The following is a 25,820-nucleotide window of genomic DNA, read 5'->3' as shown; positions in this document are numbered from 1 at the left end:
TTCCCCGTGTGCTACGACCCGGACGCCGCGCCGCCCGCCTTCAGCCCCGCCCTGTGGCCCCTGGCCGAGGCCGCCCCACTCACCCTGACCTCGGCCGACGGCACCGGGTTCGGCGCCTTCCTGGCCCGCCCGGAGGTCGCCACCGGCGCCGCCGTGCTCGTCCTGCCGGACAACAAGGGCCTTTCCGCGTTCTACCGGCAGACCGCCGCCCGGCTCGCCGAACAGGGCCATCCGGCACTCGTCCTCGACTATTACGGACGCACCGCCGGCGCCGATCCGGAAAAGCGCCCGGCGGAATTCGGCGAACTGCCGAACCTGCTCCCCCACCTGCTCGCGCTCACCCCCGAGGGGCTGGACGCCGACATCACCGCCGCACTGACCCGGCTGCGCGCCGCCGGGCCCGCCGAGGTGGTGGCGCTCGGTTTCTGCTTCGGCGGCCGGCAGGCCTTCCGCGCCGCCGCGCCGCGCTTCGGCCTGGCCGGCGCGGTCGGGTACTACGGCTACCCGGACGCCATCAACGGAGCCCCGGGGCCCACCCAGCTCGCCGCCGGGCTGACCGCCCCGGTCCTCGCCTTCTGGGGCGGCGCGGACGAGCACATCCCGGCCGCCGCCGTCGAGGACTTCGACGCGGCGCTCACCGCGGCCGGCTGCCCCCACGAGTTCGTGACCTATCCGGGCGCACCGCACAACTTCTTCGAACTCTCGGCGGCCGCGCACGCCGCCGCCGCCCGCGACTCCTGGCGGCGCCTGCTGGAGTTCCTCGCACGGGCGAGCTGAACCCCCGGGCGGATCGTCCGTGGACACCCGCTAGGCTTCGCGCCGTGTCCGAGCCCGATGCCGCCACCGCGCCGCCCGCCACGCCCCCGGTACCCGCCGCCGCGCCGCGCTCCCCGTGGTGGCGCTTCGCCCTGCTGGTGGCGCTGCTCGCGGCGGTCGCCTCCTCGCTGCTGCTGTGGAGCCCGACGGACCTGCTGAACGGCGGGCTGGCGGACCGGATGCCCTGGTACTGGTTCGGCCCGCTGTTCACCCTGGTCTACGCGGTGGGGACGCTCGCCTTCCTGCCCCGCCTGGCGCTGAACATGGCGGCCGGACTGCTGCTCGGCATCCAGCTGGGCCTGGCGCTGGCGGTGCTGGGCAGCACCCTGGGCGCCGCCATGGCCTTCGCGCTCGGCCGGAGCCTGGGCCGCGACGCGCTGCGTCCGTACCTGCGCGGCAAGGTGCTCGGCCCGCTGGACCAGCGGTTCACCGAGAAGGGCTTCCGCAGCGTGCTGGTGCTGCGGGTGCTGCCCGGCATGCCGTTCCAGGCGGCCAACTTCGGGGCGGCCTTCTCCGGCGTCCGCTTCCTGCCCTTCGTGCTCGCCACCGCGATCGGCGTGGTGCCGAACACGCTGGTGTACGTGACGGCGGCGGCCAGCGCCGGCCGGCCGGACTCGGCGGCCTTCCTGCTGTCGGCCGGGGTGATCGCCCTGCTGGGGGTGGGCAGCGTGGTCGGGCTGTGGCGGGCGGCCAAGGCCCGCCGCCGGGCGATGGCGGGCTGACCGCGCTCCCCCGAGCCCGCGCGGCGGGACGAACCAGCGGGAGGAATCGGCGGGACGAACCGGCGAGAAGACGGCGGAACGAACCGGCGGCGCAAAATCGTTCGCGCCCCCCGCCGCCGGCCGCCAGGATGGCGCGCATGAGCGAACCGAACCCGCGGGTGGACCCGCCGATGGTGGCCGACGAGGCCACCACCCTCACCGCCTTCCTCGACTACCACCGCAGCACGCTCGCCCTGAAGTGCCAGGGCCTGACCGACGACCAGCTGAAGCTGCGCTCCGTCCCGCCGTCCAACCTCTCGCTGCTCGGCCTGGTCCGGCACATGGCCGAGGTCGAGCAGTACTGGTTCCAGTCCGTCCTGCTCGGCCGGGAGATCACCGAGGGGCACTTCTGGACGAAGGAGAACGAGGACGGCGACTTCGACGACGTCGACACCGCCGACGTCGCGGCCGACTTCGCCGTCTGGCGCGCCGAGGTCGAGGCCGCCCGCCGCGCGGCCGCCGGCCTGCCGCTGGACACCGTCGGCAAGAAGCCGCGCCGGGGCCGGCCCGTGACCCTGCGCTGGATCCTCGCCCACATGATCGAGGAGTACGCCCGACACAACGGCCACGCGGATCTTCTGCGCGAATTGGTCGACGGCGCGACCGGCGAGTGAAGCGCCGGGTGAAATCGTTTCCGCATTGTTGACAGGCGGTCAATTACCGGTCCGGCACGGCCGATAAGGTCAACGCGCGCAACCGTACGGCGCCGCGTCGCGTCGCTGGAAGTGCCCGGGTCCGCCCGGGTTTCCGGCGCGGCACGACTCGTACGGGGGTCGCGAGCGGGCACGGGACCGGTGAACAGTGCGATACTCGGACAGTTCCGACGAGTGGATGACGTGTCAAAAACGGACACGCGCCCCCGGGGGACCAGGACGGGACGAGGCAGGGAGGCGCGGCATGGGAGCACTTCGCGACGAGCACCACAACGGGTGGCTGATGCCCTCGGGTCACTACCCGGCCGCGGTGTACGACGACGAGTGGGTCGACCAGGAGGCGGTTCCGTCCTCCCCGGCGCCCGCGAAGATCGTCTCCCTGCGGCCGACGGGCTTCGAGGCGGCACGGACGGTCGGTGAGCACATCCGGGCGAGCACCCCGGTGGTCATGGACCTGACCGAGATGGAGGAGGCCGAGGCCAAGCGCATGGTCGACTTCGCCTCCGGGCTGATCTTCGGCACCCAGGGCGGCATCGAGCGGATCGCCCGGCGGGTCTTCCTGCTGACGCCGGCCGACGTCGAGGTCATGGTGATCGACCGCCCGCTGGACGACACCGGCTTCTACAACCAGAGCTGAGCCGCCGCCGCTGCCGGGCAGCGGCACCCGAACACCCCCGGCCGGGGACGGTGACCCACCGTCCCCGGTTTTTGGCGTCCGGGCGCCGATCGGATGCGACTCAGATGAGACCTCGCGAGAATGAATGAGACATCTGTGTCTCATGTGAACTACACTCGCTTCATGGCCACCGACCGCGACACCGTGCTGGAAGCCGCCGTCGGCGTGCTCTCCCGCCGCCCGACCGCCCACCTGGACGAGATCGCCCGCGCCGCCGGCATCAGCCGCGCCACGCTGCACCGGCTCTTCCCGGGGCGCGACGCGCTGATCCGCGAGGTCGGCCTGCTCGGGCTGCACCGGTTCGCCGCCGCGCTGGACACCGCCGAGGTCGAGCGGGGCGACGCCGAGGCCGCACTGCGCCGCCTGGTGGACGCCGCTGTCCCGGACGCCATGCTCTGCGCCTTCCTCGCCGGCGAGAACCAGCTCTACGAGCACGACGACATCAACGACCTCTGGGAGGTCCAGATCGCCCGGCTGCACGCGCTCTTCCTGCGCGGCCAGCAGCAGGGCGTGTTCCGCATCGAGCTGAGCGCCGCCTGGCTGAGCGAGGCCTTCTTCGACCTGGTGGCCGGCGTCGGCTGGTCCATCCAGGACGGCCGGCTCGCCCCGCGCGACGCCGCCTTCTCGCTCGCCGAGCTGTTCCTCGGCGGCGCGCTGCGCGGACCGGACGCCCGCACCACCACTCCCCCCATCCACCGCACCTGCGACCACGGGCCGGACACCGATACCCCATGAACACCCTGACCACCCGCCAGCGCTGGACCGGCCTCGCCGTCCTCGTCCTGGCCGTGACCGTGGTCGCCCTGGACGCGACCGTCCTCTCCCTCGCCATCCCGTCGATCAGCGAGACGCTGCGACCCAGCGGCACCCAGTTGCTCTGGATCGGCGACTCCTACTCCTTCGTGCTGGCCGGACTGCTGGTCAGCATGGGCGCGCTGAGCGACCGGATCGGCCGCAAGAAGCTGCTGCTGGCCGGGTCCGTCGCCTTCGGCGCCGCCTCGCTGCTGGCCGCCTACGCCCCGGGCCCCGGCTGGCTGATCCTGGCCCGCGCCCTGCTCGGCGTGGCCGGTGCGACGATCATGCCCTCCACGCTCTCGCTGATCCGCGCCCTCTTCCCGGACGACCGGGAGCGGGCCACCGCGATCGGCATCTGGGGCGCCGCCGCCACCGCCGGCGCCGCCCTCGGGCCGGTGGTCGGCGGGGTGCTGCTGGAGCACTTCTGGTGGGGCTCGGTGTTCCTGATGAACATCCCGGTGCTGCTCCTGCTGCTGGTGTCCGGTGCCTGGCTGCTGCCGGAGTCCAAGGACCCGAAGCCGGGCCGCTGGGACGTGCTGAGCGTGCTGCTGTCGATGGCCGGCGTGATCGGCGCGGTCTACGCGGTCAAGGAGGCCGCCGCCCACGGCGTGGACCGCTGGGACGTTCCGGTCACCTTCCTGGCCGGCGGCGCCGCGCTGTTCCTGTTCGTCCGCCGCCAGCTGCGGCTGGAGACCCCGCTGCTCGACGTCCGGCTCTTCCGCGACCGCCGGTTCACCGCGGCCGTCGCGGCCTCGCTGATCTCCCTGGTCGGGCTCTCCGGCGTGATCTTCGTGGTCTCCCAGTACCTCCAGCTGGTCCGCGGCTACGAGCCGCTCCAGGCCGGGCTGGCCGAGCTGCCGGCCTTCGCGGGCTCGGTGGCCGGCGGTCTGCTGACCGCCCGCCTGGCCCGGCGCTTCGGCGCCCGCAAGGCGCTGACGGTCTGCCTGCTGGCGATGGGCCTGGGCGTGGGCGTGCTCGGCTGGCTGGAGCAGGACACCACCTACCTGGTGCTGGCCGCCTCCTTCCTGGTGACCGGGACGGCCGAGGGCGTGGTCTACACGCTCGGCGCCGACCTGGTGCTGAGCGCCGCGCCCGCCGACAAGGCCGGCGCCGCCTCGGCGGTCTCCGAGACGGCGTACGAGCTGGGCACCGCACTCGGCATCGCCCTGGTGGGCTCGGTGGTCGGCTCGATCTACGCGAACGGGCTGGCCGTCCCGGCCGGGACGGACCCGGCGTCCGCCGCCCGGGCCGGCGAGTCGCTGGGATCGGCCGTCGAGACGGCGCAGGGCCTGCCGGCCGAGCTGGCGCAGCCGCTGCTGGCGAGCGCCCGGACGGCCTTCGTCCACGGCATGAACAGCGCCGGGCTGCTGGCCGCCGCCCTGCTGGCCGGGGCGGCCGTGATGGCCTGGCGGCTGCTGCGCGGGCTCTCCACCCCGGCGGTGGCCCCGGAGAGCGTGGGCACCGGTTCACCCGTCCGGCCGAAGGCCAAGGCGTAGCAGCGCCCGCGAGAACGGTCGTTTCCCCCGGGGGAAACGACCGTTCTCCGTTGCGGGGCACCCGTTCTCCGCGAGCGGGCCCTGCGAGGCCGCGAGCCGTGGGCGAGCGCGGCCCTACGAGATCCCGAAGGGCAGCTCCAGCTCGGCCCAGACCACCTTGCCGTCCCGGGTGAGCCGGCTGCCCCAGCGCTGGGCCAGCTCGCTGACCAGGAACATCCCGCGCCCGCCCTCGTCCTGCTCGGCGAACGGGCGCAGCTGCGGGGTCTGCCCGCCGGCGTCGGAGACCTCCACGGTGAGCACCCGGTCGCGGAACAGCCGCAGCCGGCGCGGGGCGCCCGCGTGCAGCAGGGCGTTCGTGACCAGCTCGCTGACCAGCAGTTCGGCGTAGTCGGTGAGCGCCGCCAGGCCCCAGGCCTCCAGGGTGGCCCGGGTGAAGCGGCGGGCCTGGCCGGGCACCCGGCCGCCGCCGGTGAGCGGCAGGGTGGCGATCCGGTCGGCGGGCAGCGGCAGCACCCGGGCCATGATCATCGCGATGTCATCCTCGGTGCCGTCGGTGACCAGCGCGCCGAGGACGGCGTCACAGCTCTCCTCCAGGGTCCGCCCGGGGCCGGCCAGGGTGCGGGCGAGCAGGTCGATCCCGGCGTCCAGGTCCTGGCCGCGCCGCTCGACCAGGCCGTCGGTGTAGAGCGCCACCATGCCGCCCTCGGGGATGGTGAACTCGATCGACTCGAAGGCCACCCCACCGACGCCCAGCGGCACCCCGGGCGGCACCTCGACCTTGGTGGCGGTGCCGTCGGGGCCGACCCGCACCGGTGGCAGGTGCCCGGCCGAGGCGACCTGGACGCTGCGCTCCAGCGGGTCGTACACGGCGCAGATGCAGGTGGCGAACTGGCCCTCGCCGATCCCCGACGCGGTTTCGTCCAGTCGGGTGAGGACCTGCTCGGGCGGCATGTCGAGGGTGGCGAGGGTCCGGGCGACGGTGCGCAGCTGGCCCATGGTGGCGGCGGCCCGGATGCCGTGGCCCATCACGTCGCCGACCACCAGGGCGACCCGCCCGCAGGACAGCGGCACCACGTCGAACCAGTCCCCGCCGACCTCGCTGACCACGCTGCTGGGCAGGTAGCGGTAGGCGATCTCCAGGCCGAGGGTGCGGTGCACCTCCTGCGGCAGCAGGCTGCGCTGGAGGGTGAGGGCGGTCTCCCGCTCGCGGCGGTAGAGCCGGGCGTTGTCGAGCGCCAGCGCGGTGCGGGCGACCAGTTCCTCGGCGAGGGCGACGTCGGCGGCGGTGAACGGCTCGGGGTTGCGCATCCGGATGAACTCGGAGCCGCCGAGCACCATGCCGCGGGCGGTGATCGGCACCATCAGGTACGAGTGGATGCCCGCCGCGATCCCGGGGGCCACCCGGTCCTCGCTGGCGACCAGTCCGCGCAGCGCCTCCTCGTCCACCCGGGTGCGCAGCAGCGGCTTCCCGCTGCGCAGGCACTGGACGTAGCTGCGGTCGGGGCCGTACTCGGAGGTCTCGCCGACCACGTCGACGGCGTGCGCGAGGCCGCTCTCGTAGGACTCCCCGACGGCGACGGCGCGCAGCATGATGTTCCGGTCGGAGGGGATCGCGGTGGGCTCGGCGCCGCGCAGCACCGGTTCCAGCAGGTCCACGGTGGCGAAGTCGGCGAAGCGGGGGACGACGGCCTCGATCAGTTCCTCGGCGGTGCGCTGGAGGTCGAGGGTGGTGCCGATCCGGGCGGTCGCCTCGGCGATGGTGGCCAGCCGCTCCTGGGCGCGGGCGGCGCGGGCCTCGGCCTGGAAGCGCTCGGTGACGTCGATGATCGAGGAGCAGACCCCGAAGATCCGTCCGGTGGAGTCCTCCAGCCGGAAGTAGGAGGCGGACCAGGCGCGGTCCCGCTTGGGGTCGCCGGGGACCCGGCCGTGGGAGCGTGCGTCCACCACGGGTCTTCCGGTCTTCAGCACCTGGCGCATGATCTGTTCGATCTCACTGCTGTTGATGCCGGGCAGGACGGCGGATATCCGGCGGCCGAGGTGGGCGGCGACCGGGACGCCGTTCATCCGCGCGAGCGCCTCGTTGATCCGCAGGTACCGCAGGTCGGTGTCGTAGACGGCCATGCCGATCGGCGAGCGGGCGAAGATGCCGTCCAGCACCGCGAGGTCGGCCTCGACGGCGTGCAGGGCGCGGGTGTCGGAGGCGGTGGCGAGCAGCAGCAGGGTGCCGGCCGGGCCGACGATCGGGTAGGTGCGGAACTCCAGGTCGACCCGGTGGCCGTCGCGGTGGCGCACCGGGAAGACGCCGGACCAGCCGGTGCCGCTCATGATCCGCCGGAACAGGTCGAGGACCTCGGCGCGGTCGGACCCGTCGGTGAGCAGCCGGGCGGCGTGGCTGCCGACGGCCTCCTCGGCGGAGTAGCCGAGCAGGGCCTCGGCGTCCTCGCTCCAGTGCAGGATGAGTCCGTCGTCCTGGAGCAGCGCCGTCGCGAGCGGGACCAGCCGATGGCCTTCGGCGCGTTCGGCCTCGGGGCGTGTCGGGGTCGCGCCCCGTGCCAGGCCGGCGGCGGTCGCGTCCCACTCGTGTCCGTGCATGATCAGGCAGCACCCCGGTTCGGCTCGTGCCCGGCCGGGTGGGCCTCGCGGTCCGTGCCGGCCGGGGTTCTTCTCCAGACTGCACGGACATCGGCCGCCCGGCGACCCCTTGGTCAGGGGGCGTCCGGCCGCTCCGGGTGTACGGGCGTCATGGGCGTACCGGGCGCAGCGTACTCTCCAGAACGCCCGCCCACTGCCGGATCACTCCGGAACGTCGGTGGCTGTCGTCGGTGAGCAGGTTGGCGAGGCCCAGCCCGCGGGCGAGGTCCAGGGTGGCCTGCACGGATTCGCGGACGCCGGGGCGGCTCTGGTCGGCGTCCAGGAACTCCACGGCGGCCCGGTGGGCCTCCCGGCCGACGTGGCCCTCCAGGGCGATGATCCGTTCCCGGAGCGCCTCCTCGGTGGCCGCGGCGGTCCACAGGTGGAGGGCGGCGCGGAACAGCGGGCCGGTGTAGAGGCGGACGATCATGTCGACCACGGCCCGGGTGCGGTCGGGCCCGGCGGCCGGCAGTTCGTCCGCGTGGGCGCGGACGGCTGCCAGCCGCTCGGCGGTGACGTGCTCGACGGCCGCGGTGAAGAGGTCCTCGCGGGTCGGGAAGTGGTGCTGGGCCGCGCCCCGGGAGACCCCGGCGCGCTCGGCGACGACGGCGACGGTGGAGCCGTGCCAGCCGAGCTCGGCCAGGCAGTCCACGGCCGCCGCGAGCAGCCGGGCCCTGGTGGCTCGGCTGCGGTCCTGCTGCGGGGTGCGGGCGGCGGGGTGGCTGGTCATGGCGGCGGGCGGTTCCTGTTCCGGTCGGGGCGCGGCGGCTCCCGGTCGGGGAGCGGCGGGACGATCCTCACAGACGGGCGCCGGTGCCGGGCCGCCGGGGCGGCTCGCGCCGCTCAGCGGACGGCGGCGCGCTCCGCCTCGCGGGCGCGCAGCTCGCGGCGGAGGATCTTGCCGGCCGCGGACTTGGGGACGGTCTCGACGAACTCGACGGCGCGGACCTTCTTGTACGGGGCGACCTGGGCGGCGACGTACCCGGTGACCTCGTCCTCGGTCAGGGCGCTGCCGGGGGCGCGGACCACGAAGGCCTTGGGGCACTCGGTGCCCTCGGCGTCCCGGACGCCGATGACGGCGGCGTCGGTGATCTGCGGGTGGCCGAGCAGCACGGCCTCCAGTTCGGCGGGGGCGACCTGGTAGCCCTTGTACTTGATCAGTTCCTTGACCCGGTCGACGATGTGGAGGTAGCCGCGCTCGTCCACGTAGCCGACGTCGCCGGTGTGCAGCCAGCCGTCGGCGTCGACCACCGCGGCGGTCTCGGAGGGGCGGCCGAGGTAGCCCTTCATCACCTGGGGGCCGCGGATCAGCATCTCGCCGCGCTCGCCGGGCCCGAGGTCGCCGTCGGAGCCGTCGAGGGCGGCGATCCGCAGTTCGGTGGAGGGGAGCATCCGGCCGACCGAGCCGGGCGGGGGGTTGTCCTCGTGCGGGGAGACCACGTGGCTGACCGGGGAGAGTTCGGTCATGCCGTAGCCCTGGAGCAGGTGCGGCAGGCCGAGGCGGCGGGCGCAGGCGTCGGCGAGTTCGTGGTCGAGCGGGGCGGCGGCGCACAGCAGGTACTCGACCGAGGAGAGGTCGTACCGGTCGACGACCGGGTGCCGGGCCAGTGCCAGGGCGATCGGCGGGGCCACCACCAGGGCCTGCACCCGGTGCTCCTGGATGGTGCGGCAGAACTGTTCGAGCTCGAAGCGGGGCAGGATGACGACGGTGGCGCCGCAGCGCAGCGGCTGGTTGAGCAGCGCGGCCTGTCCGTAGATGTGGAAGAAGGGCAGGACGGCGAGCACCCGTTCGCCCTCGGCGGGGCGGTAGAGGGCGTCGCACTGGGCGAGGTTGGTGGAGATCGAGCGGTGGGTGAGCATCACGCCCTTGGGCAGGCCGGTGGTGCCGCTGGAGTACGGGAGGACGGCGAGGTCCTCGGCGGGGTCGACGGCGACCTCGGGGGCGGGGCCGGGGGCGGCCAGCAGGTCGGCGAGCGAGCGGTGGCCCTCGGCGCCGTCCAGGACGATGATCTCGGCCAGTGGGCGGCCCTGTTCGGCGAGCAGTCCGGCGGCCGTGCGGGCGGTCGGCAGGAAGTCGGCGACGGTGACCAGCCAGCGGGTGCCGCTGTCGCGCAGCTGGGAGGCCAGGTCCGCGGGCGTGGCCAGGGAGGAGACCGTGGTGACGGTGGCGCCGGCCCTGCTCGCGCCGTAGTAGGCCATCGGGTAGGCGGTCGAATTGGGGCTGAAGAGGGCGACGACGTCTCCGTGGCGCACGCCTGTCTCGGCCAGCCCGGCGGCCACCCGCTCGACGGAGGAGACGAGCCGGGCGTAGCTGATGGTCTCGCCGGTGAGGCCGTCGATCAGGGCCGGACGGTCGCCGTGCTCCGCCGCGGCGCCGAGCACCGCTTCGTGGACCGGCAGATCGACCACGGGGACGTCGGGGAACTCGCTTCGGAACACCAAGGTGGGCCTCCAGTAAGGAAGTTGACGTTGCAACGAACCGGTGGGCAAATTCGGTGCGAGGGCGCTTTCAGGAGCATACGGACAGTCGGGGTGCTGGCTCCGCCATTGTGGGGAACCCGTGAGGGAGCAGGGGAGGCGCGCCCGCTCCCGGGGGGCGCCCGCCCGGACGGCGCGCACCACCGCCACCCGCCCCGGGTGGCCTTCCCCGCCCCCGGGGCACCCACGCCGGACGTCCGTCCCCCGCCCGCTCGTCCCGCTCGCCCGCCCCCACGCCTCGCTCACCCGTCCGGCCGGCCGGAGGTCAGTACGACTTGGGCAGCCCCAGGGTGTGCTGGGCGACGTAGTTGAGCACCATCTCCCGGCTGACCGGGGCCACTCGGCCCACCCGGGTGGCGGCCAGCAGCGCGCCCAGTCCGTACTCCTGGGTCAGGCCGTTGCCGCCGAGGGTCTGCACCGCCTGGTCGACGGTGCGGGCGGCGGCCTCCCCGGCGGCGTACTTGGCCATGTTGGCGGCCTCCCCGGCGGCGAGGTCCTCGCCCGCGTCGTAGAGCAGCCCGGCCTTCTGGGTCATCAGCCGGGCCAGCTCGATCTCCACCGCGCACTGGGCGAGCGGGTGGGCCAGGCCCTGGTGGGCGCCGATCGGGGTGGACCAGACGGTGCGGGTCCTCGCGTACTCCACGGCCTTGCCGAGGGCCTGCCGGGCGAGGCCGAGCGAGAAGGCGGCGGTCAGGACGCGTTCGGGGTTGAGGCCGGCGAACAGCTGGAGCAGACCCGCGTCCTCGTCGCCGACCAGGGCGTCGGCGGGCAGCCGGACGTCGTCCAGGAACACCTGGAACTGCTTCTCCGGGGCGACGAGTTCCATCGGGATGGCCCGGTACTCGAAGCCGGGGGCCTCGCGCGGGACGACGAACAGGCAGGGCTTGAGCTTGCCGGTGCGCGCGTCCTCGGTGCGGGCGACGAACAGCACCGCGTCCGAGTGGTCGATGCCGGAGACGAAGACCTTGCGGCCGGTCAGCAGCCAGTCCTCGCCGTCCCGCCGGGCGACGGTGGATATCCGGTGCGAGTTGCTTCCCGCGTCCGGTTCGGTGATGCCGAAGGCCATCTTGCGGCTGCCGTCGGCCAGGCCCGGCAGCCAGCGGCGCTTCTGCTCCTCGGTGCCGTAACGGGCGATCACGGTGCCGCAGATCGCCGGGGAGACGATGAGCAGCAGCAACGGGCAGCCGGCGGCGCCGAGTTCCTCCAGCACGATGGCGAGGTCGGTGATGCCGCCGCCCCCACCGCCGTACTCGGCGGGCAGGTTGACGCCGAGGTAGCCGGCCCGGCCGGCCTCCGCCCACAGTTCGTCGGCGGGCTCGCCGGCCCGGGCCTTGGCGAGGTAGTACGAGGAGCCGTAGCGGCGGCCGAGGTCGCCGACGGCCCGGCGCAGGTCGCGGCGTTCCGGGGTCTCCAGGAGCTGACTGCCGATGGTGGACATGCGGGTCCTTCCTCGGGCTCGGGTGGGCCCCTCGGGCCCGGGTGGGGTGTTGGGGTCTCCGCGGGGGTTCAGGCCTCGGCGCTCTCGCGGGCTCCGGCGGGTTCTCCGGCATCGGTGGACTCTCCGGCCCCGGCGGGCGCTCCGCCCTTGCTGGGCCCTCCCGCGTCGGTGGGCTCTCCGGCGTCGGTGGGCTCTCCGGCGTCGGCGGGTCGGACGACGGCCAGCAGGGCGCCGGTCTCGACCCGCCGGCCGGGGGCGGCGAGCAGTTCGACGAGGGTGCCGCCGGCGGGGGCGGCGACCCGGTGCTCCATCTTCATCGCCTCCAGCACCAGCAGCGGCTGCCCCGCGGTGACGGTGTCCCCGACGGCGGCCGTGACCCGGACGACGGTGCCCGGCATCGGGGCCAGCAGCGCACCGGGGTCGGTGCGGGCGCCGGGCTCGGGGAAGCGCGGCAGCGCGGTGAGCGCGGTGCCGCCGTCGGGGGTGTCGACGTACACCCGGTCCCCGTACCGGGCGACGAGGTACGTGCGGCGCAGCCCGCCCTCGGCCAGCACCACCCGGTCCGGGGCGGCCTCGACCAGCTCGGTCCGCGGGTGGTCCTCGGCCAGCAGGCCGGCCCGGGTGAGCCGGTAGCGGACCTCGGTCTCGGTGCCGTCGGCGCCGCGGTAGCGCTTGACCTGCGGCTGGGAGGGCAGGTTGCGCCAGCCGGAGGGGAAGGGGCTCCGGCGGGCGGCGGCGTCGGCGAGGGCGGCCGCCAGCGCGGCGCGTGCCACGGCGCCGGCGGCCGGGGCGGTGAGCGCGTCCGCGTGCTCGGCCAGGAAGCCGGTGTGCAGCCGCTCGGCCAGGAACGCCGGGTGGCGCAGCGCGCGGACCAGCAGCTCCCGGTTGGTGGCCGGGCCGTGGACGCGGGCGCGGGCGAGCGCGTCGGCGAGCTTGCGGGCGGCGGCGGCGCGGGTCGGCGCCCAGGCGGTCACCTTGGCGAGCATCGCGTCGTAGTGCGCGGTGATCTCGCCGCCGGGCGCCACACCGGAGTCGAGTCGGAGCCCGGAGCCGGTGAACTCCTGGTGCGGGAGCGTGAGTTCGAGCCGGTGCAGGGTGCCGGTGGCGGGCCGCCAGTCGTGCGCCGGGTCCTCGGCGTAGAGCCGGGCCTCGATCGCGTGGCCGGTGGTCGGCGGCGGGGTCGGCGCGGGCAGCGGCTGCCCTTCGGCGACGGCGAGTTGGAGGGCGACCAGGTCCAGTCCGGTGACGGCCTCGGTGACCGGGTGTTCGACCTGGAGGCGGGTGTTCATCTCCAGGAAGAAGAACCGGCCGTCCTCGGCGAGGAGGAACTCGGCGGTGCCGGCGCCGGTGTAGCCGATGGCCTTGGCGGCGTTGCGGGCCGCCGTGTGCAGTTCGGCCCGGACCTCGGCGGGCAGGCCGGGGGCCGGGGCCTCCTCGATCACCTTCTGGTGGCGCCGTTGCAGCGAGCAGTCCCGGTCGCCGACCGCCCAGACGGTGCCGTGGGCGTCGGCCAGCAGCTGGACCTCGACGTGCCGCCCGGTGGGCAGGTAGCGCTCGCAGAACACCTCGTCGGAGCCGAAGGCCTTGGCGGCCTCGGCACGGGCGGCCGCCAGTTCGCCGGGCAGCTCCGCGAGGCCGCGCACCACGCGCATGCCGCGCCCGCCGCCGCCCGCCGCGGCCTTGACCAGTACCGGAAGATCGGCCTCGGTGGGCTCGGCGAGGGCGTCGAGCACCGGCACCCCGGCCGCGGCCATCAGCCGCTTGGCGGCCGTCTTGGAGCCCATCGCGGCGATCGCGGCCGGCGGCGGGCCGACCCAGAGCAGGCCCGCCGCCCGCACGGCCCGCGCGAACTCGGCGCTCTCGGAGAGGAATCCGTACCCGGGGTGGACGGCGTCGGCCCCGGCGGCGAGCGCGGCCCCGACGATCAGGTCGGCGCGCAGGTAGGTGTCGGCGGGCGCCGCGCCGGGCAGCCGGACGGCGGCGTCGGCCTCGCGGACGTGCGGGGCCCCGGCGTCCGGGTCGGAGTGGACGGCGGTGGTCGCGATGCCCAGCTCCCGGCAGGTGCGGAAGACCCGGCGGGCGATCTCGCCCCGGTTGGCGACCAGCAGGTTGGTGATCATCAAGAGACAGGCCCTGACCTCTCAGAATCGGAAGACGCCGTAGCCGCGCGCGCCCTCGACCGGCGCGTTGTGGACCGCGGACAGGCTGAGGCCGAGCACCGTACGGGTGTCGCGTGGGTCGATCACCCCGTCGTCGTAGAGCCGGCCGGAGAGGAACACCGGCAGCGACTCCGCCTCGATCTGCTGCTCGACCATCGCCCGGATCGCGGCGTCCGCGTCCTCGTCGTACGGCTGCCCCTTCGCCGCGGCGGACTGCCGGGCGACGATCGACAGCACCCCGGCGAGCTGCTGGGGGCCCATCACGGCGGACTTGGCGCTCGGCCAGGAGAACAGGAAGCGCGGCCGGTACGCCCGGCCGCACATGCCGTAGTGGCCGGCCCCGTAGGAGGCGCCCATCAGCACCGACAGGTGCGGGACGGTGGAGTTGGCGACGGCGTTGATCATCATCGCGCCGTGCTTGATGATGCCGCCCTGCTCGTACTCCTTGCCGACCATGTAGCCGGTGGTGTTGTGCAGGAACAGCAGCGGGGTGTTGCGCTGGTTGGCCAGCTGGATGAACTGGGCGGCCTTCTGGGACTCCTGGCTGAACAGCACGCCCTGGGCGTTGGCCAGGATGCCGACCGGATAGCCGTGCAGGCGGGCCCAGCCGGTGGCCAGGCTGGTGCCGTAGAGCGGTTTGAACTCGTCGAAGTCGGAGCCGTCGACGATCCGGGCGATCACCTCGCGCGGGTCGAAGGGCACCTTGAGGTCGCCGGGGACGATGCCGAGCAGCTCCTCCTCGGCGTACTTCGGCGGCTCGGCCAGCGGGTCCGGTCCCGGGCCGGGCCTGCGGTGGTCGAGCCGGGCGACGATCCGGCGGGCGATCCGCAGCGCGTCCGCCTCGTCCGCCGCGACGTGGTCGGCCAGGCCGGAGGTGCGGGCGTGCATCTCGGCGCCGCCCAGCGACTCGTCGTCGGCCTCCTCGCCGGTGGCCATCCGCACCAGCGGCGGGCCGCCGAGGAACACCTTGGCGCGCTCCTTGACGAGCACGGTGTGGTCGGAGAGGCCCGGCACGTAGGCGCCGCCGGCCGTGGAGTTGCCGAACACCACGGCCACGGTGGGGATTCCGGCGGCGGACAGCCGGGTGAGGTCGCGGAACAGGGCGCCGCCGGGGATGAAGACCTCCTTCTGGCTGGGCAGGTCGGCGCCGCCGGACTCGACCAGGTTGACCAGCGGGAGGCGGTTGTCCAGCGCGATCTCGTCGGCGCGCAGGGCCTTGCGCAGGGTCCAGGGGTTACTGGCGCCGCCGCGCACGGTCGGGTCGTTGGCGGTGATCACGCACTCGACGCCCTCGATCACGCCGATGCCGGTGACCAGGGCCGCGCCGACCGGGTAGTCGCTCCCCCAGGCGGCCAGCGGGGACAGCTCCAGGAACGGGGAGTCCTGGTCGACCAGCAGCTCGATCCGCTCGCGGGCCGACAGCTTGCCGCGCCGGCGGTGGCGTTCCAGGTACCGGGGGCCGCCGCCCGCCAGCGCCTTGGCGTGCTCGGCGTCGAGCTCGGCGAGCTTGGCCGCCATCGCGGCGCGGTTCTGCGCGTGGTCGGGCCCGGCCGGGTCGACGCGGGTGGTCAGGACGGTCACAGCAGGGCCTCCGGGATGTCGAGGTGGCGGGCGCGCAGCCACTCCCCCAGGGCCTTGGCCTGCGGATCGAAGCGGTGCCGGGCGGCGACGCCCTCGCCGAGCAGGCCGGTGAGGGTGAAGTTGACCGCGCGCAGGTTCGGCAGCAGGTGCCGGGTGACGGGCAACCCCGCGGTCTCGGGCAGCAGTTGGCGCAGCCGCTCGACGGTGAGGGTGTGGGCGAGCCAGCGCCAGCCGTCCTCGGAGCGCGCCCAGACTCCGAGGTTGGCGTCCCCGCCCTTGTCGCCGCTGCGCGCGCCGGCCACCAGGCCGAGCGGGGCCCGGCGGGTGGGCCCGGCGGGCGGTGGCGCCGGCAACTCCTGGGCGGCGTCGCCCGGCTGGGAGGTGACCGGGGCCGGCGGTACGGCGATCCGGCGGCCGTCCGGCAGCACGGCGGTGTGCCCGACGGCCTTCGCGTCGACGTACACGGCGTCGAACACCCCGTAGGGAGCGCCCGGTCCGGGTGGTGCGGTGAGGTGGAAGCCCGGGTATCCGGACAGGCCCAACTCCACGGCGGCCTTGCCGAGTTCGCGCCCCACCCTGGCCGGGTCCCGGTCCCGGGCGGACAGCCTCAGCAGCGCGGAGGCGGCCTCCTCGGTCGGGGCGTCCGGGTGGTCGGTGCGGGCGAGGGTCCAGCGCAGCTCGGCCGGGCGGGCCTCCGGCGGCAGGGCGTCGGCGAACTGCCGCCGCACCAGCGCGGCCTTGGCCTCGATGTCCAGGCCGGTGAGGACGAACACCACCTCGTTGTGGTGGCCGCCGAGCCGGTTGAGGCCGACCTTGAGGGTCGGCGGCGGGGCCTCGCCGCGCACCCCGTCGATCCGCACCCGGTCCGGCCCCTCCTCGGTGAGGCGGACGGTGTCCAGCCGGGCCGTGACGTCCGGGCCGAGGTAGTGCGGTCCACCGGTCTCGTACAGGAGCTGGGCGGTGACGGTGCCGACGGTGACGGCGCCGCCGGTGCCCGGGTGCTTGGTGATCACGCTGGAGCCGTCGGCGCGCAGTTCGGCGAGCGGGAACCCGGGGCGGGTGACGTCGTGCTCCCGGAAGAAGGCGTAGTTGCCGCCGGTCGCCTGCGCCCCGCACTCCAGCACGTGTCCGGCCACCACGGCCCCGGCCAGGGCGTCCAGGTCGCCGGCCGTCCACCCGAACCGGGCGATGGCGGGGCCGACCACCAGCGCGGCGTCGGTGACCCGCCCGGTGACCACCACGTCCGCGCCCTCGGCCAGGCAGGCGGCGACACCGAACCCTCCGAGGTAGGCGTTGGCCGCCAACAGCCCGTCCGGCAGGCCGAGTTCGGCCCGGCGTGAGAGCAGGTCGTCCCCCTCGACATGGGCGACGGCCGCCTCCACGCCCAGCCGCCCGGCCAGCCCGCGCAGTTCCTCGGCCAGCCGGGCGGGGTTGAGGCCGCCCGCGTTGACCACGATCCGCACGCCCCGCTCCCGGGCCAGGCCCAGGCACTCCTCCATCTGCCGCAGGAAGGTCCGGGCGTAGCCGAGCGACGGATCGCGCAGCCGGTCCCGGGCGAGGATCAGCATGGTCAGCTCGGCCAGGTAGTCCCCGGTGAGCACGTCCAGCGGTCCGCCGGTGAGCATCTCCCGCATCGCGGCGAAGCGGTCCCCGTAGAAGCCCGAGGCGTTGCCGATCCGCAGCACCGCGCCGTCGTCCACCAATGCGCCTCCCCTGTCGGCGAGTTGGGCGGCAAGCCCGACGGGCGCCGCCGGCAGCAGCGTGGCACCGGACGGAGAAAAAAGCAATCACGCTTGCTTGTTTTCGACATCCGGTCACCCGCCGTGAAGTTGCCGGTCGCCGGGGCCCGCGGCCCGCGAACCGGCAACTGCGGAGGCCACAGCGGGAGTGTGCCGCAGGACCATTGACCCGGAGTCAGCGGTTCCGGAAAGATGCGCGACCATGACTACGCGCGTAAACCCCTTGTCGAGACGGCTGGTCGCGCCGCTGCGGTGGGCCGCCCTGCTGTCGGTGCTGGTGTCGGTCGGCGTGTTCTTCGCCGGTGCCGAGCCGGCCCACGCGGCGCCCGCCTGCGGAGTGCTCTCCACCGGTGCGGCCGCCCAGGCGAACGCCGCGGTCCGCTCCGCCTGCGGGCAGATAGGCACCCCGTACTCCTGGGGCGGCGGCCACGGCTCGCAGCCCGGCCCGACGTACGGCCTGTGCGACTCCGCCAACGGCGCGCCCAACGACTGCAACGTCCGCGGCCTGGACTGCTCCGGCCTGGTCCGCTACGCCTACTACCTGGCCGTCGGCGAGGACGTCATCAACGGCACCACGCGCACCCAGTGGCCGACCTCCCGGGCCGTCGCCCGCTACTACCGGGCGGACGGGACCGCGCCGTTGCTCCCCGGCGACCTGGTGTACTTCGGCAACACCGCCTCCACCATCCACCACGTCGCGATGTACCTCGGACAGGGCTACATCGTCGAGGCCCCGTACTCCGGCGGCTACGTCCAGGTCGCGCCGCTCTCCTCGCACGGCGACTACTACGGCGCCATCCGGCTCTACGGCCCCGGCAGCACCACCCCCACCCCGCCGACCACCCCGCCGCCGGCGAACAGCGGCCAGTACTGGGTGGACACCAACGCCACCGCCCCGGTGTACGGCTCCCCCACCTCCACCACCAGCACCGGGACCCTGTACCAGGGCACCAACTACGTCTACTGCAAGGCCTGGGGCCGCGAGGTCTCCAACGGGAGCGGCTACAACCACTGGTGGCTGAAGACCGACCCGGACGTGGGCCCGGGCGGCCAGTGGGTCTCCGCGTACTACCTGTCCCGCTGGGGCAACGACGTGGCCAAGGCCAACGACGGCACGGTCATCCCCACCTGCCCGGGCGGCGGAACCCCGCCCGCCACCGGCAAGTACTGGGTGGACACCTTCGCCAACGCGAGCGTCTACCCCTCGCCGACCTCCACCAACGCCACCGGCACCCTGTACCAGGGCACCAACTACGTCTACTGCAAGGCCTGGGGCCGCGAGGTCTCCAACGGGAGCGGCTACAACCACTGGTGGCTGAAGACGGACTCGGACGGCGGCCCGGCCGGCCAGTGGGTGTCCGCCTTCTACCTGTCCCGCTGGGGCAACGACACGGCCAAGGACAACAGCGGCACCACCATCCCCGACTGCTAGCGGACCCCGCTCGGAAGACCCCGCGGGAAGACCGCCGCCCCCGGGCCGTCGCGCCGACCGATCAGGATTCGAGAAGCGCCCGGCCCGGGGGCTCGCCTAGCGTTGCGGTCATGAGCGACATCACCATCCACTGGACCTTCCTCCCCCACACCGACCCCGAGGCCTCCCTCGCCTTCTACCGCGACCTGCTCGGCTTCGAGGTGCGCAACGACGTCGGCGGCGGCCCGATGCGCTGGATCACCGTGGGCCCCGCCGGCCAGCCCGACGTCTCCCTGGTGCTGGAGCCGGCCTCCGCCGACCCGGGCCGCACCGAGGAGGAGCAGCGCACCATCACCGAGATGATGGCCAAGGGCACCTACGCCCGGGTCGTCCTCGGCACCCGCGACCTGGACGGCGTCTACGACCGGCTGAAGGCCGGCGGCGCCGAGCTGGTCCAGGAACCGACCCTTCAGCCGTACGGCGTCCGCGACTGCGCGTTCCGCGACCCGGCGGGCAACATGGTCCGCTTCAACGAGCTGGGCTGAGCCCGCCCGGGAGCCGACCGGCACCGGGTGCGCCCGGTGCCGGTCAGCACAATGGACCCCAGAGGCCGCGAAGCCCGGAGGCCGAAGAGCCCACGGACCGCCGAGAGCCCGAGACCGCCGAGAGCCAGGGAGCGAAGAGAACGATGCCCAAGCGGACGGACGCACAGCCGCACGTCGCCGACAGCCACGACCTGATCCGCGTGCACGGCGCGCGCGAGAACAACCTCAAGGACGTCAGCGTCGACATACCCAAGCGCCGGCTGACGGTGTTCACCGGCGTGTCCGGCTCGGGCAAGAGCTCGCTGGTCTTCGACACCATCGCCGCCGAGTCCCAGCGGCTGATCAACGAGACCTACAGCGCCTTCGTCCAGGGCTTCATGCCCACCCTGGCCCGCCCCGAGGTGGACGTCCTCGAAGGCCTGACCACCGCGATCATCGTCGACCAGCAGCGGATGGGCGCCGACCCGCGCTCCACCGTCGGCACCGCCACCGACGCCAACGCCATGCTGCGCATCCTCTTCAGCCGCCTCGGCACCCCGCACATCGGCTCCCCCAAGGCCTTCTCCTTCAACGTGCCCTCGATCAGCGGCGCCGGCGCCGTCACCGTCGAGCGCGGCGGCAGGACGGTCAAGGAGCGGCGCAGCTTCAGCATCACCGGCGGCATGTGCCCGCGCTGCGAGGGCCGGGGCACCGTCTCGGACATCGACCTCACCCAGCTGTACGACGACTCCAAGTCGATCTCCGAGGGCGCGTTCACCATCCCCGGCTGGAAGACGGACAGCTGGTGGACGGTCGGTGTCTACGCCAACTCGGGCTTCCTCGACCCGGACAAGCCGATCCGCGAGTTCACCGAGAAGGAGATGCGGGACTTCCTGTACCGGGAGCCGACCAAGGTCAAGGTCAACGGCGTCAACCTCACCTACGAGGGCCTGATCCCCAAGATCCAGAAGTCCATGCTCTCCAAGGACAAGGACGCGCTCCAGCCGCACATCCGGGCCTTCGTGGAGCGGGCGGTCACCTTCGCCGCCTGCCCCGACTGCGGCGGCACCCGGCTCAGCGAGGCGGCCCGCTCGTCGAAGATCGCCGGGATCAGCATCGCCGACGCCTGCGCGATGCAGATCAGCGACCTCGCCGCCTGGGTCCGCGACCTCGACGAGCCCTCGGTGGCCCCGCTGCTCGACTCCCTCCGGCAGGCCCTGGACTCCTTCGTGGAGATCGGCCTCGGCTACCTCTCGCTGGACCGCCCCACCGGCACCCTCTCCGGCGGCGAGGCCCAGCGGGTCAAGATGGTCCGCCACCTGGGCTCCTCGCTCACCGACACCACCTACGTCTTCGACGAGCCGACCACCGGCCTGCACCCGCACGACATCGACCGGATGAACAGGCTGCTGCTGCGCCTGCGGGACAAGGGCAACACGGTGCTGGTGGTGGAGCACAAGCCGCAGACCATCGCGATCGCCGACCACGTGGTCGACCTCGGCCCGGGAGCCGGTACGGCGGGCGGCGCGGTCTGCTACGAGGGCGGTGTCGAGGGGCTGCGCAGCAGCGGGACGGTGACCGGCCGGCACCTGTCCGACCGTGCGGCGCTGCGGGAGGAGGTGCGCAAGCCGACCGGTGTGCTGGAGATCCGCGGCGCGAGCACCCACAACCTGCGGAACGTGGACGTGGACGTCCCGCTCGGGGTGCTCACCGTGGTGACCGGGGTGGCGGGCTCGGGCAAGAGCTCGCTGATCCACGGCTCGATCCCCGCCGACGAGGGCGTGGTCTCGGTCGACCAGGGGTCGATCAAGGGCTCCCGGCGCAGCAATCCGGCCACCTACACGGGGCTGCTGGAGCCGGTCCGCAAGGCCTTCGCCAAGGCCAACGGGGTGAAGCCGGCCCTGTTCAGCGCCAACTCGGAGGGCGCCTGCCCGACCTGCAACGGCGCGGGGGTGGTCTACACCGACCTGGCGATGATGGCCGGGGTGGCCACCACCTGCGAGGACTGCGAGGGCAAGCGCTACCAGCCGGCGGTGCTGGAGTACCGCCTGGGCGGGCGGGACATCGCCGAGGTGCTGGCCATGCCGGTGACCGAGGCGCTGGAGTTCTTCGGCTCGGGCGAGGCGAAGCTGCCGGCCGCGCACCGCGTCCTGGAGCGGCTGGCGGACGTCGGCCTCGGCTACCTGAACCTCGGCCAGCCGCTCACCACGCTCTCCGGCGGCGAGCGGCAGCGGCTCAGGCTGGCCACCCACATGGCGGACAAGGGCGGCGTCTACGTCCTGGACGAGCCGACCACCGGCCTGCACCTGGCCGACGTCGAGCAGCTGCTCGGGCTGCTGGACCGGCTGGTCGAGTCCGGGAAGTCGGTCATCGTGATCGAGCACCACCCGGCGGTGATGGCGCACGCCGACTGGATCATCGACCTCGGCCCGGGGGCCGGGCACGACGGCGGCAGGGTGGTCTTCGAGGGCACCCCGGCCGAGCTGGTGGCCGCCCGCTCCACGCTGACCGGCGAGGCGCTGGCCCGGTACCTGGGCTGAGCCCGCTGGTCGGCGGGAGCCGGAACGACGCCGCCTCCGCGGCCGGTGGAGCACCGGTGGCGGAGGCGGCGTCGGCCGTGGCCGGGACCGCCCGCGGGGCTGCGCGCGGGGGCCCGGCGCCGGGCTACGGCTTGATGCGGACCACCTGCGGGTCGTGGTCGCTCGCCTGCTTGGCGAACTCGGCGTTGATGTGCACCACGTCGTACTTGGCGTAGCCCACCTCGGGGCTGACCAGGATGTGGTCCAGCACCTGCGAGTTGCCCTGGTAGACGTACGAGTACTGCTCGGTCTCCGGCAGCTCGTTCACCAGGTCGCGCAGCACGCCGCCCTTGGTGAGCGCGGCGAGCGCGGGCGAGAACTGGTAGTCGTTGAAGTCGCCGAGGGAGACGACCTTGGCCTCCTTGTCGGCGGCCAGCAGCTGGGAGACGAAGCGCTGCTCGACGGTGGCCTGCTTGATCCGCTGCACCTCGGAGCTGCGGGTCGGCTGCTGGAAGCGGCTGTCGATGCCCTGGTCGCCGCCCTTGCTGTTGAAGTGGTTGGCGATCACGAAGACCTTCTTGCCGCGGAAGGAGAACTGGCCGACCAGCGGCTTGCGGCTGTTGGTCCAGGCCTCGTCGTTCGGCTCGATCCGGCCGGGCGAGGCGGTCAGCGCGGCGTTCGCGCCGGTGCCGGTCACGCCGACGGCGGTGGTGGCGTCGCCGCCGGGTATGTCGGTGAAGGACACCCGCTGCGGGTTGAACAGGAAGACCTGGCGGATGTTGCCGCCGGGCTCGCCGCCGTCCTTGCCGTCCTGGGGGTCGATCGAGCGCCAGTCGTAGGCCGGGCCACCCGCCGCCTTGATCGCGGCGACGAACTTGGCGACGGTCTGGCTCGCGTCCACCGTGCCGTCGTTCTTGTTGCCGTTGTTGTCCTGGATCTCCTCCAGGGCGACGATGTCGGGCGAGCGCAGGTTGGTGACCACGGCCTGGGCCAGCTCGGCGAACTTGGCGTCCGGGTTGGTCGGGGCCAGGTTCTCCACGTTGTACGTGGCGATGGTGAGTTCGCGGTCGGTCGCCTGGGGGGTGACCTCGCGCTGGAGGTGGTTGTCCTTCAGGGTGCCCATGGTGCCGGCGACCAGGGTGTAGCCGCCGAACTGGTTGTAGTCCAGCGGGCCGGTGGTGGCGCCGGTCAGCTCGTCGCCGACGTTGGCCACCGGGAACGGCTGCTGGTTCACCGGCGCCTGCTGCTGGATCATCAGGCGGCCGACGTTGGGCTCCTTGTACGACTCGTACAGCAGGCCGCCGCGCTTGCTGCGCTGGTCCTGCTTGTCGGCGGCGACCCACAGCTCGTTGTACTTGTCGGTCGCCTGCACCACCCGGACGTCCTCGACCCGGACGAGCGTGCCCTCCAGGGACGCGTAGAAGTCCAGGGCGTACTTCTCCGGGTTGAGCACCGACGCCTCGATGGTGCCGTCCGGGCCGGCCGGCGGGGCGTAGCGGCCGGGGATGTTGCGGGTGTCCACGACCACCGGGGCGGGCAGCGGGTTGCCGGCGGAGAGCACGGTGACGGCGGGGGCGCTGAGTTCGGTGATGGACTGCGAGCCGCCGGCGAAGTTCGGGTAGTACCGGGTGACCTTGGCGCTCACCAGCACCGAGTCGCCGACCTTCACGGTGGGGTTGCCGCCGGTGTAGACGAAGATGCCCTCGCCGGTGGCCGGGTCGGCGTCCGGGTTCGGGTCCTGCATCCAGAAGCCCTTGGAACTGCCGTACGCGCGCAGGCCGGTGACGACGCCGGGCACGCCGGTGACGGCCTTTCCGATCTGCGGGGACGTCCGGGTGTTGCCCTTGATGTCGTGGATCCGCAGCGGGCCGACCTCGGTCGGGGCGGGCGTCGCGGGCGCGGCGGCGTTCGCCACCGGCAGCGGGACGAGGACCAGCGAGGCGGCCAGCGTGGCCGGGATCAGGGCGGCGCGCAGCAGGGTACGGCGCGGGCGGGGTGCGGGGGCGGTGGTCACCGGGGCAGGGCTCCTAGCTCCGTCGTGCGGCACGGTGTGGCACGGCGGTCCGGGCGCAGGCGCGCTCAGGCGCGCTGCTCGCGTGGGGAAGTAGCGGGGAACGGAAGGCCGCCCCCCGCGGCGCCCCTCAAGATACGCGCGTAGAAATCACCCGGACAAGACCTGGTCGGTGAACGCCCGGTTCCCCTGAGGTGACGTGACGGCCGCTCAGCCCCGGCCGCTCACAGCCCGCTCCCAGCGGACTCCCAGGAGGCCTCGATCCGCTCGACGACCAGCTCGCACAGCTCGTGGGTGCGCAGCGCGTCGTGGGCGTCCAGCCGCTGCCCGGCGCGGACGGCCGTCAGGAAGGCCAGCACGCACTGCTCGATGCCGCGCTGACGGGCCACCGGCACCCAGTCGCCGCGGCGGCGGACGGTCGGCTGGCCGCGGTGGTCGACCACCTCCGCGAGGTTGCGCACCTCGCGCTTGGAGTCGCCGCCGGAGACCTCCAGCACCTCCTCGGTGGAGCCGGAGACCCGGTTCATGATGCCCAGCGCGGTGAAGCCCTCGCCGCCGAGGGTGAGCACCACGTGCTCGACCAGTCCGTCCCGCACCCGGGAGCGGACGTCGACGTGCTCGATCTCGCCGGGCGCCAGGAAGCGCAGCACGTCCACCACGTGGATGAAGTCGTCGTACACCAGGGTGCGGGCGGTCTCGGCCAGGCCCTCGCGGTTCTTCTGGAGCACGATCAGGTCGCGCGGGCGCTCCAGCGCCTGGGCGTAGCCGGGCGCGTGGCGGCGGTTGAAGCCGACCATCAGCGAGCGGCCGGTGCGGTCGGCGAGGTCGACCAGTTTGCGGGCGCCGTCCAGGGTGTGGTCGAGCGGCTTGTCCACGAAGACGTCCACCCCGGCGGTGAGCAGCCGCTCGGCGATCGGGACGTGCGCGGTGGTGGCGGCGTGCACGAACGCTGCCTCGATGCCGCTGCCGATCAGCGCGTCGAGGTCGGTGAAGCGGCGGTCGGGGGCGATCCGGTGGGCCTCGCCGATCCGGTCCAGCTTGGCCGCGTCCCTGGTCATCAGCCGCAGGTCGAGGCCGGGCAGCGCGGTGAGCACCGGGAGGTAGGCCTTCTGCGCGATGTCACCGAGGCCGATCACCCCGACCGGGAGCGGGGTCTCGGTCACTGCGCGCGCGTTCATCGGGCCTCCTGCCGGCGGGGTGGTCGTCCGGGTACACCCTAGGGTCTGTCCTCACACGCGCGTCCGCGGGGCGGCGCTCCCCCCGGCCCGGCGGCCCGGAGGTGCCCCCAGGACCCCAGCCCGGCGGGGCCCCCGCCGCGAGGAAGGCCGCGCCCGACGCGAGCAGCGGGGGCAGCGGCGCGGCGGCCGGGTGCCAGGGCGCCTCGTACTCCCAGCAGACCCAGGCCCCCGGCGGCAGCAGGCGCAGGCAGTCGGCGATCGGCAGGACGCCGGTGCCCAGCGGGAGCGGGGTGCGGTCGTGCGGGCCGGCGATGTCCTTGACCTGGACGTGGCCGAGGTACGGCGCCAGCGCGGCGTGGGAGTCGGCGGGGGTCTCGGCGGCCAGGTGGGTGTGCATCAGGTCCCACAGGGCGCCGACGGCGGGGTGGGCGACGCGCTCCAGCAGCCCGGCCACCGCCCGTCCGCTCGGGTGGGAGTCATGGGTCTCGACGAGGACGCGCACGCCCAGCCGCCGTGCCTCCTCCGCCACGGCGGTGAGCCGCCGCACGGCCCGGTCGTCGGCCTCGGCCCGGGGGCCGTCGCCACCGCGCGGGAAGACCCGGACGGCGCGCGCGCCCAGGTCCGCGGCGAGGCGCAGGTGGGTGCGCAGCGCCTCCGTCACCGGGGCGTCCGCCCCGGGGGCGGCGACGCCGACGTAGGAGGCGAGCGCGAGGGGGACGAGGCCGTGGGCCCGCAGGGTGCGGGCGGCCGCGCGGCGTTCCGGCCCGGTCATCACCGGGTGGACGGACTCGCCCTCGGCGCAGCGCAGTTCGAGCCCCGCCCAGCCGTGGTCGACGGCCAGCCGGACGGCCTCGGCCAGGGGGAGCCCGGGGACGCCGAGCGTGGAGTAGGCGAGCGGCATGGGGCGGCTCCGTGGCGTGTCGGACGGCCGGGTCGGGCCCTGGAAGGCCGGGG

At 74.0% G+C, this 25,820-nt stretch carries 18 protein-coding genes and 1 pseudogene; 9 read left to right on the top strand and 10 right to left on the bottom strand.

Annotated features, from left to right (window positions below; all coding sequences use genetic code 11):
- The first annotated feature begins 6 nt into the window (after positions 1-6).
- The 6 genes from ACZ55U_RS19105 (at position 7) to ACZ55U_RS19080 (ending at position 5,197) form a co-directional block, all read left to right on the top strand.
- Positions 7-777, top strand: a complete 771-nt coding sequence (locus ACZ55U_RS19105; protein ID WP_465527304.1) for a dienelactone hydrolase family protein — start codon at positions 7-9, stop codon at positions 775-777.
- A gap of 44 nt (positions 778-821) precedes the next feature.
- Positions 822-1,538: a TVP38/TMEM64 family protein gene (locus ACZ55U_RS19100; protein WP_465527303.1), complete on the top strand. Its 717-nt coding sequence runs from the start codon at positions 822-824 to the stop codon at positions 1,536-1,538.
- 137 nt (positions 1,539-1,675) lie between these two features.
- On the top strand, positions 1,676-2,191 hold the full coding sequence (locus ACZ55U_RS19095; RefSeq protein ID WP_465527302.1) for a DinB family protein: 516 nt from the start codon (positions 1,676-1,678) through the stop codon (positions 2,189-2,191).
- A 283-nt stretch (positions 2,192-2,474) separates the two neighbouring features.
- Positions 2,475-2,867 (top strand): cell division protein SepF, encoded by a 393-nt coding sequence (locus ACZ55U_RS19090; protein WP_465527301.1) that lies wholly within the window; start codon positions 2,475-2,477, stop codon positions 2,865-2,867.
- Positions 2,868-3,029: 162 nt separating this feature from the next.
- Positions 3,030-3,641: a TetR/AcrR family transcriptional regulator gene (locus tag ACZ55U_RS19085; protein ID WP_465527300.1), complete on the top strand. Its 612-nt coding sequence runs from the start codon at positions 3,030-3,032 to the stop codon at positions 3,639-3,641.
- Positions 3,638-5,197 carry an MFS transporter gene (locus ACZ55U_RS19080; RefSeq protein WP_465527299.1) on the top strand — a complete coding sequence of 520 codons (1,560 nt, stop codon included), beginning with the start codon at positions 3,638-3,640 and terminating at the stop codon, positions 5,195-5,197. The genes ACZ55U_RS19085 and ACZ55U_RS19080 overlap by 4 nt, the downstream gene beginning before the upstream one ends.
- A 114-nt stretch (positions 5,198-5,311) precedes the next feature.
- Here the strand turns inward: ACZ55U_RS19080 and ACZ55U_RS19075 are convergent, their stop codons facing one another.
- The 7 genes from ACZ55U_RS19075 to ACZ55U_RS19045 form a co-directional block, all read right to left on the bottom strand.
- Positions 5,312-7,789: a SpoIIE family protein phosphatase gene (locus tag ACZ55U_RS19075; protein WP_465527298.1), complete on the bottom strand. Its 2,478-nt coding sequence runs from the start codon at positions 7,787-7,789 to the stop codon at positions 5,312-5,314.
- A gap of 148 nt (positions 7,790-7,937) precedes the next feature.
- Positions 7,938-8,558 carry a TetR/AcrR family transcriptional regulator gene (locus ACZ55U_RS19070; protein ID WP_465527297.1) on the bottom strand — a complete coding sequence of 207 codons (621 nt, stop codon included), beginning with the start codon at positions 8,556-8,558 and terminating at the stop codon, positions 7,938-7,940.
- 113 nt (positions 8,559-8,671) lie between these two features.
- On the bottom strand, positions 8,672-10,270 hold the full coding sequence (locus ACZ55U_RS19065; protein WP_465527296.1) for a 4-coumarate--CoA ligase family protein: 1,599 nt from the start codon (positions 10,268-10,270) through the stop codon (positions 8,672-8,674).
- A 301-nt stretch (positions 10,271-10,571) separates the two neighbouring features.
- On the bottom strand, positions 10,572-11,744 hold the full coding sequence (locus tag ACZ55U_RS19060; protein ID WP_465527295.1) for an acyl-CoA dehydrogenase family protein: 1,173 nt from the start codon (positions 11,742-11,744) through the stop codon (positions 10,572-10,574).
- A gap of 68 nt (positions 11,745-11,812) precedes the next feature.
- Positions 11,813-13,864, bottom strand: coding sequence for an acetyl/propionyl/methylcrotonyl-CoA carboxylase subunit alpha (locus ACZ55U_RS19055; protein WP_465527294.1), 2,052 nt, complete (start codon positions 13,862-13,864; stop codon positions 11,813-11,815).
- 21 nt (positions 13,865-13,885) lie between these two features.
- Entirely contained in the window at positions 13,886-15,484 is a 1,599-nt protein-coding gene (locus ACZ55U_RS19050) for an acyl-CoA carboxylase subunit beta (RefSeq protein WP_465527293.1), read from the bottom strand.
- The gene (locus tag ACZ55U_RS19045; protein ID WP_465527292.1) at positions 15,481-17,184 is read right to left on the bottom strand and encodes an acyclic terpene utilization AtuA family protein; all 1,704 of its coding nucleotides are present in this window, start codon (positions 17,182-17,184) and stop codon (positions 15,481-15,483) included. Before ACZ55U_RS19045 ends, ACZ55U_RS19050 begins: the two co-directional genes overlap by 4 nt.
- A 241-nt stretch (positions 17,185-17,425) precedes the next feature.
- Between ACZ55U_RS19045 and ACZ55U_RS19040 the strand changes: the two genes are divergently transcribed.
- From ACZ55U_RS19040 to ACZ55U_RS19030, 3 genes are all read left to right on the top strand, one after another.
- Complete coding sequence (locus tag ACZ55U_RS19040; RefSeq protein ID WP_465527291.1) at positions 17,426-18,655, top strand: C40 family peptidase; 1,230 nt, start codon at positions 17,426-17,428, stop codon at positions 18,653-18,655.
- Between the two features lie 110 nt (positions 18,656-18,765).
- A complete protein-coding gene (locus tag ACZ55U_RS19035) occupies positions 18,766-19,179 on the top strand; it encodes a VOC family protein (RefSeq protein WP_465527290.1) in 414 nt (137 codons plus the stop codon).
- 143 nt (positions 19,180-19,322) lie between these two features.
- Positions 19,323-21,698, top strand: a complete 2,376-nt coding sequence (locus ACZ55U_RS19030) for an ATP-binding cassette domain-containing protein (RefSeq protein WP_465527289.1) — start codon at positions 19,323-19,325, stop codon at positions 21,696-21,698.
- Between the two features lie 124 nt (positions 21,699-21,822).
- Here the strand turns inward: ACZ55U_RS19030 and ACZ55U_RS19025 are convergent, their stop codons facing one another.
- From ACZ55U_RS19025 to ACZ55U_RS19015, 3 genes and pseudogenes are all read right to left on the bottom strand, one after another.
- Positions 21,823-23,691, bottom strand: coding sequence for an endonuclease/exonuclease/phosphatase family protein (locus tag ACZ55U_RS19025; protein WP_465527288.1), 1,869 nt, complete (start codon positions 23,689-23,691; stop codon positions 21,823-21,825).
- A gap of 221 nt (positions 23,692-23,912) precedes the next feature.
- Positions 23,913-24,866 (bottom strand): Gfo/Idh/MocA family protein, encoded by a 954-nt coding sequence (locus ACZ55U_RS19020; protein WP_465527287.1) that lies wholly within the window; start codon positions 24,864-24,866, stop codon positions 23,913-23,915.
- Positions 24,867-24,990: 124 nt separating this feature from the next.
- Positions 24,991-25,767: pseudogene (locus ACZ55U_RS19015) on the bottom strand (sugar phosphate isomerase/epimerase family protein); the annotation flags it as partial.
- Between the last annotated feature and the right edge of the window lie 53 nt (positions 25,768-25,820).

The sequence above is a fragment of the Kitasatospora sp. NPDC034533 genome (assembly GCF_055575155.1).
This window is presented reverse-complemented; position numbering and strand designations above follow the sequence as displayed.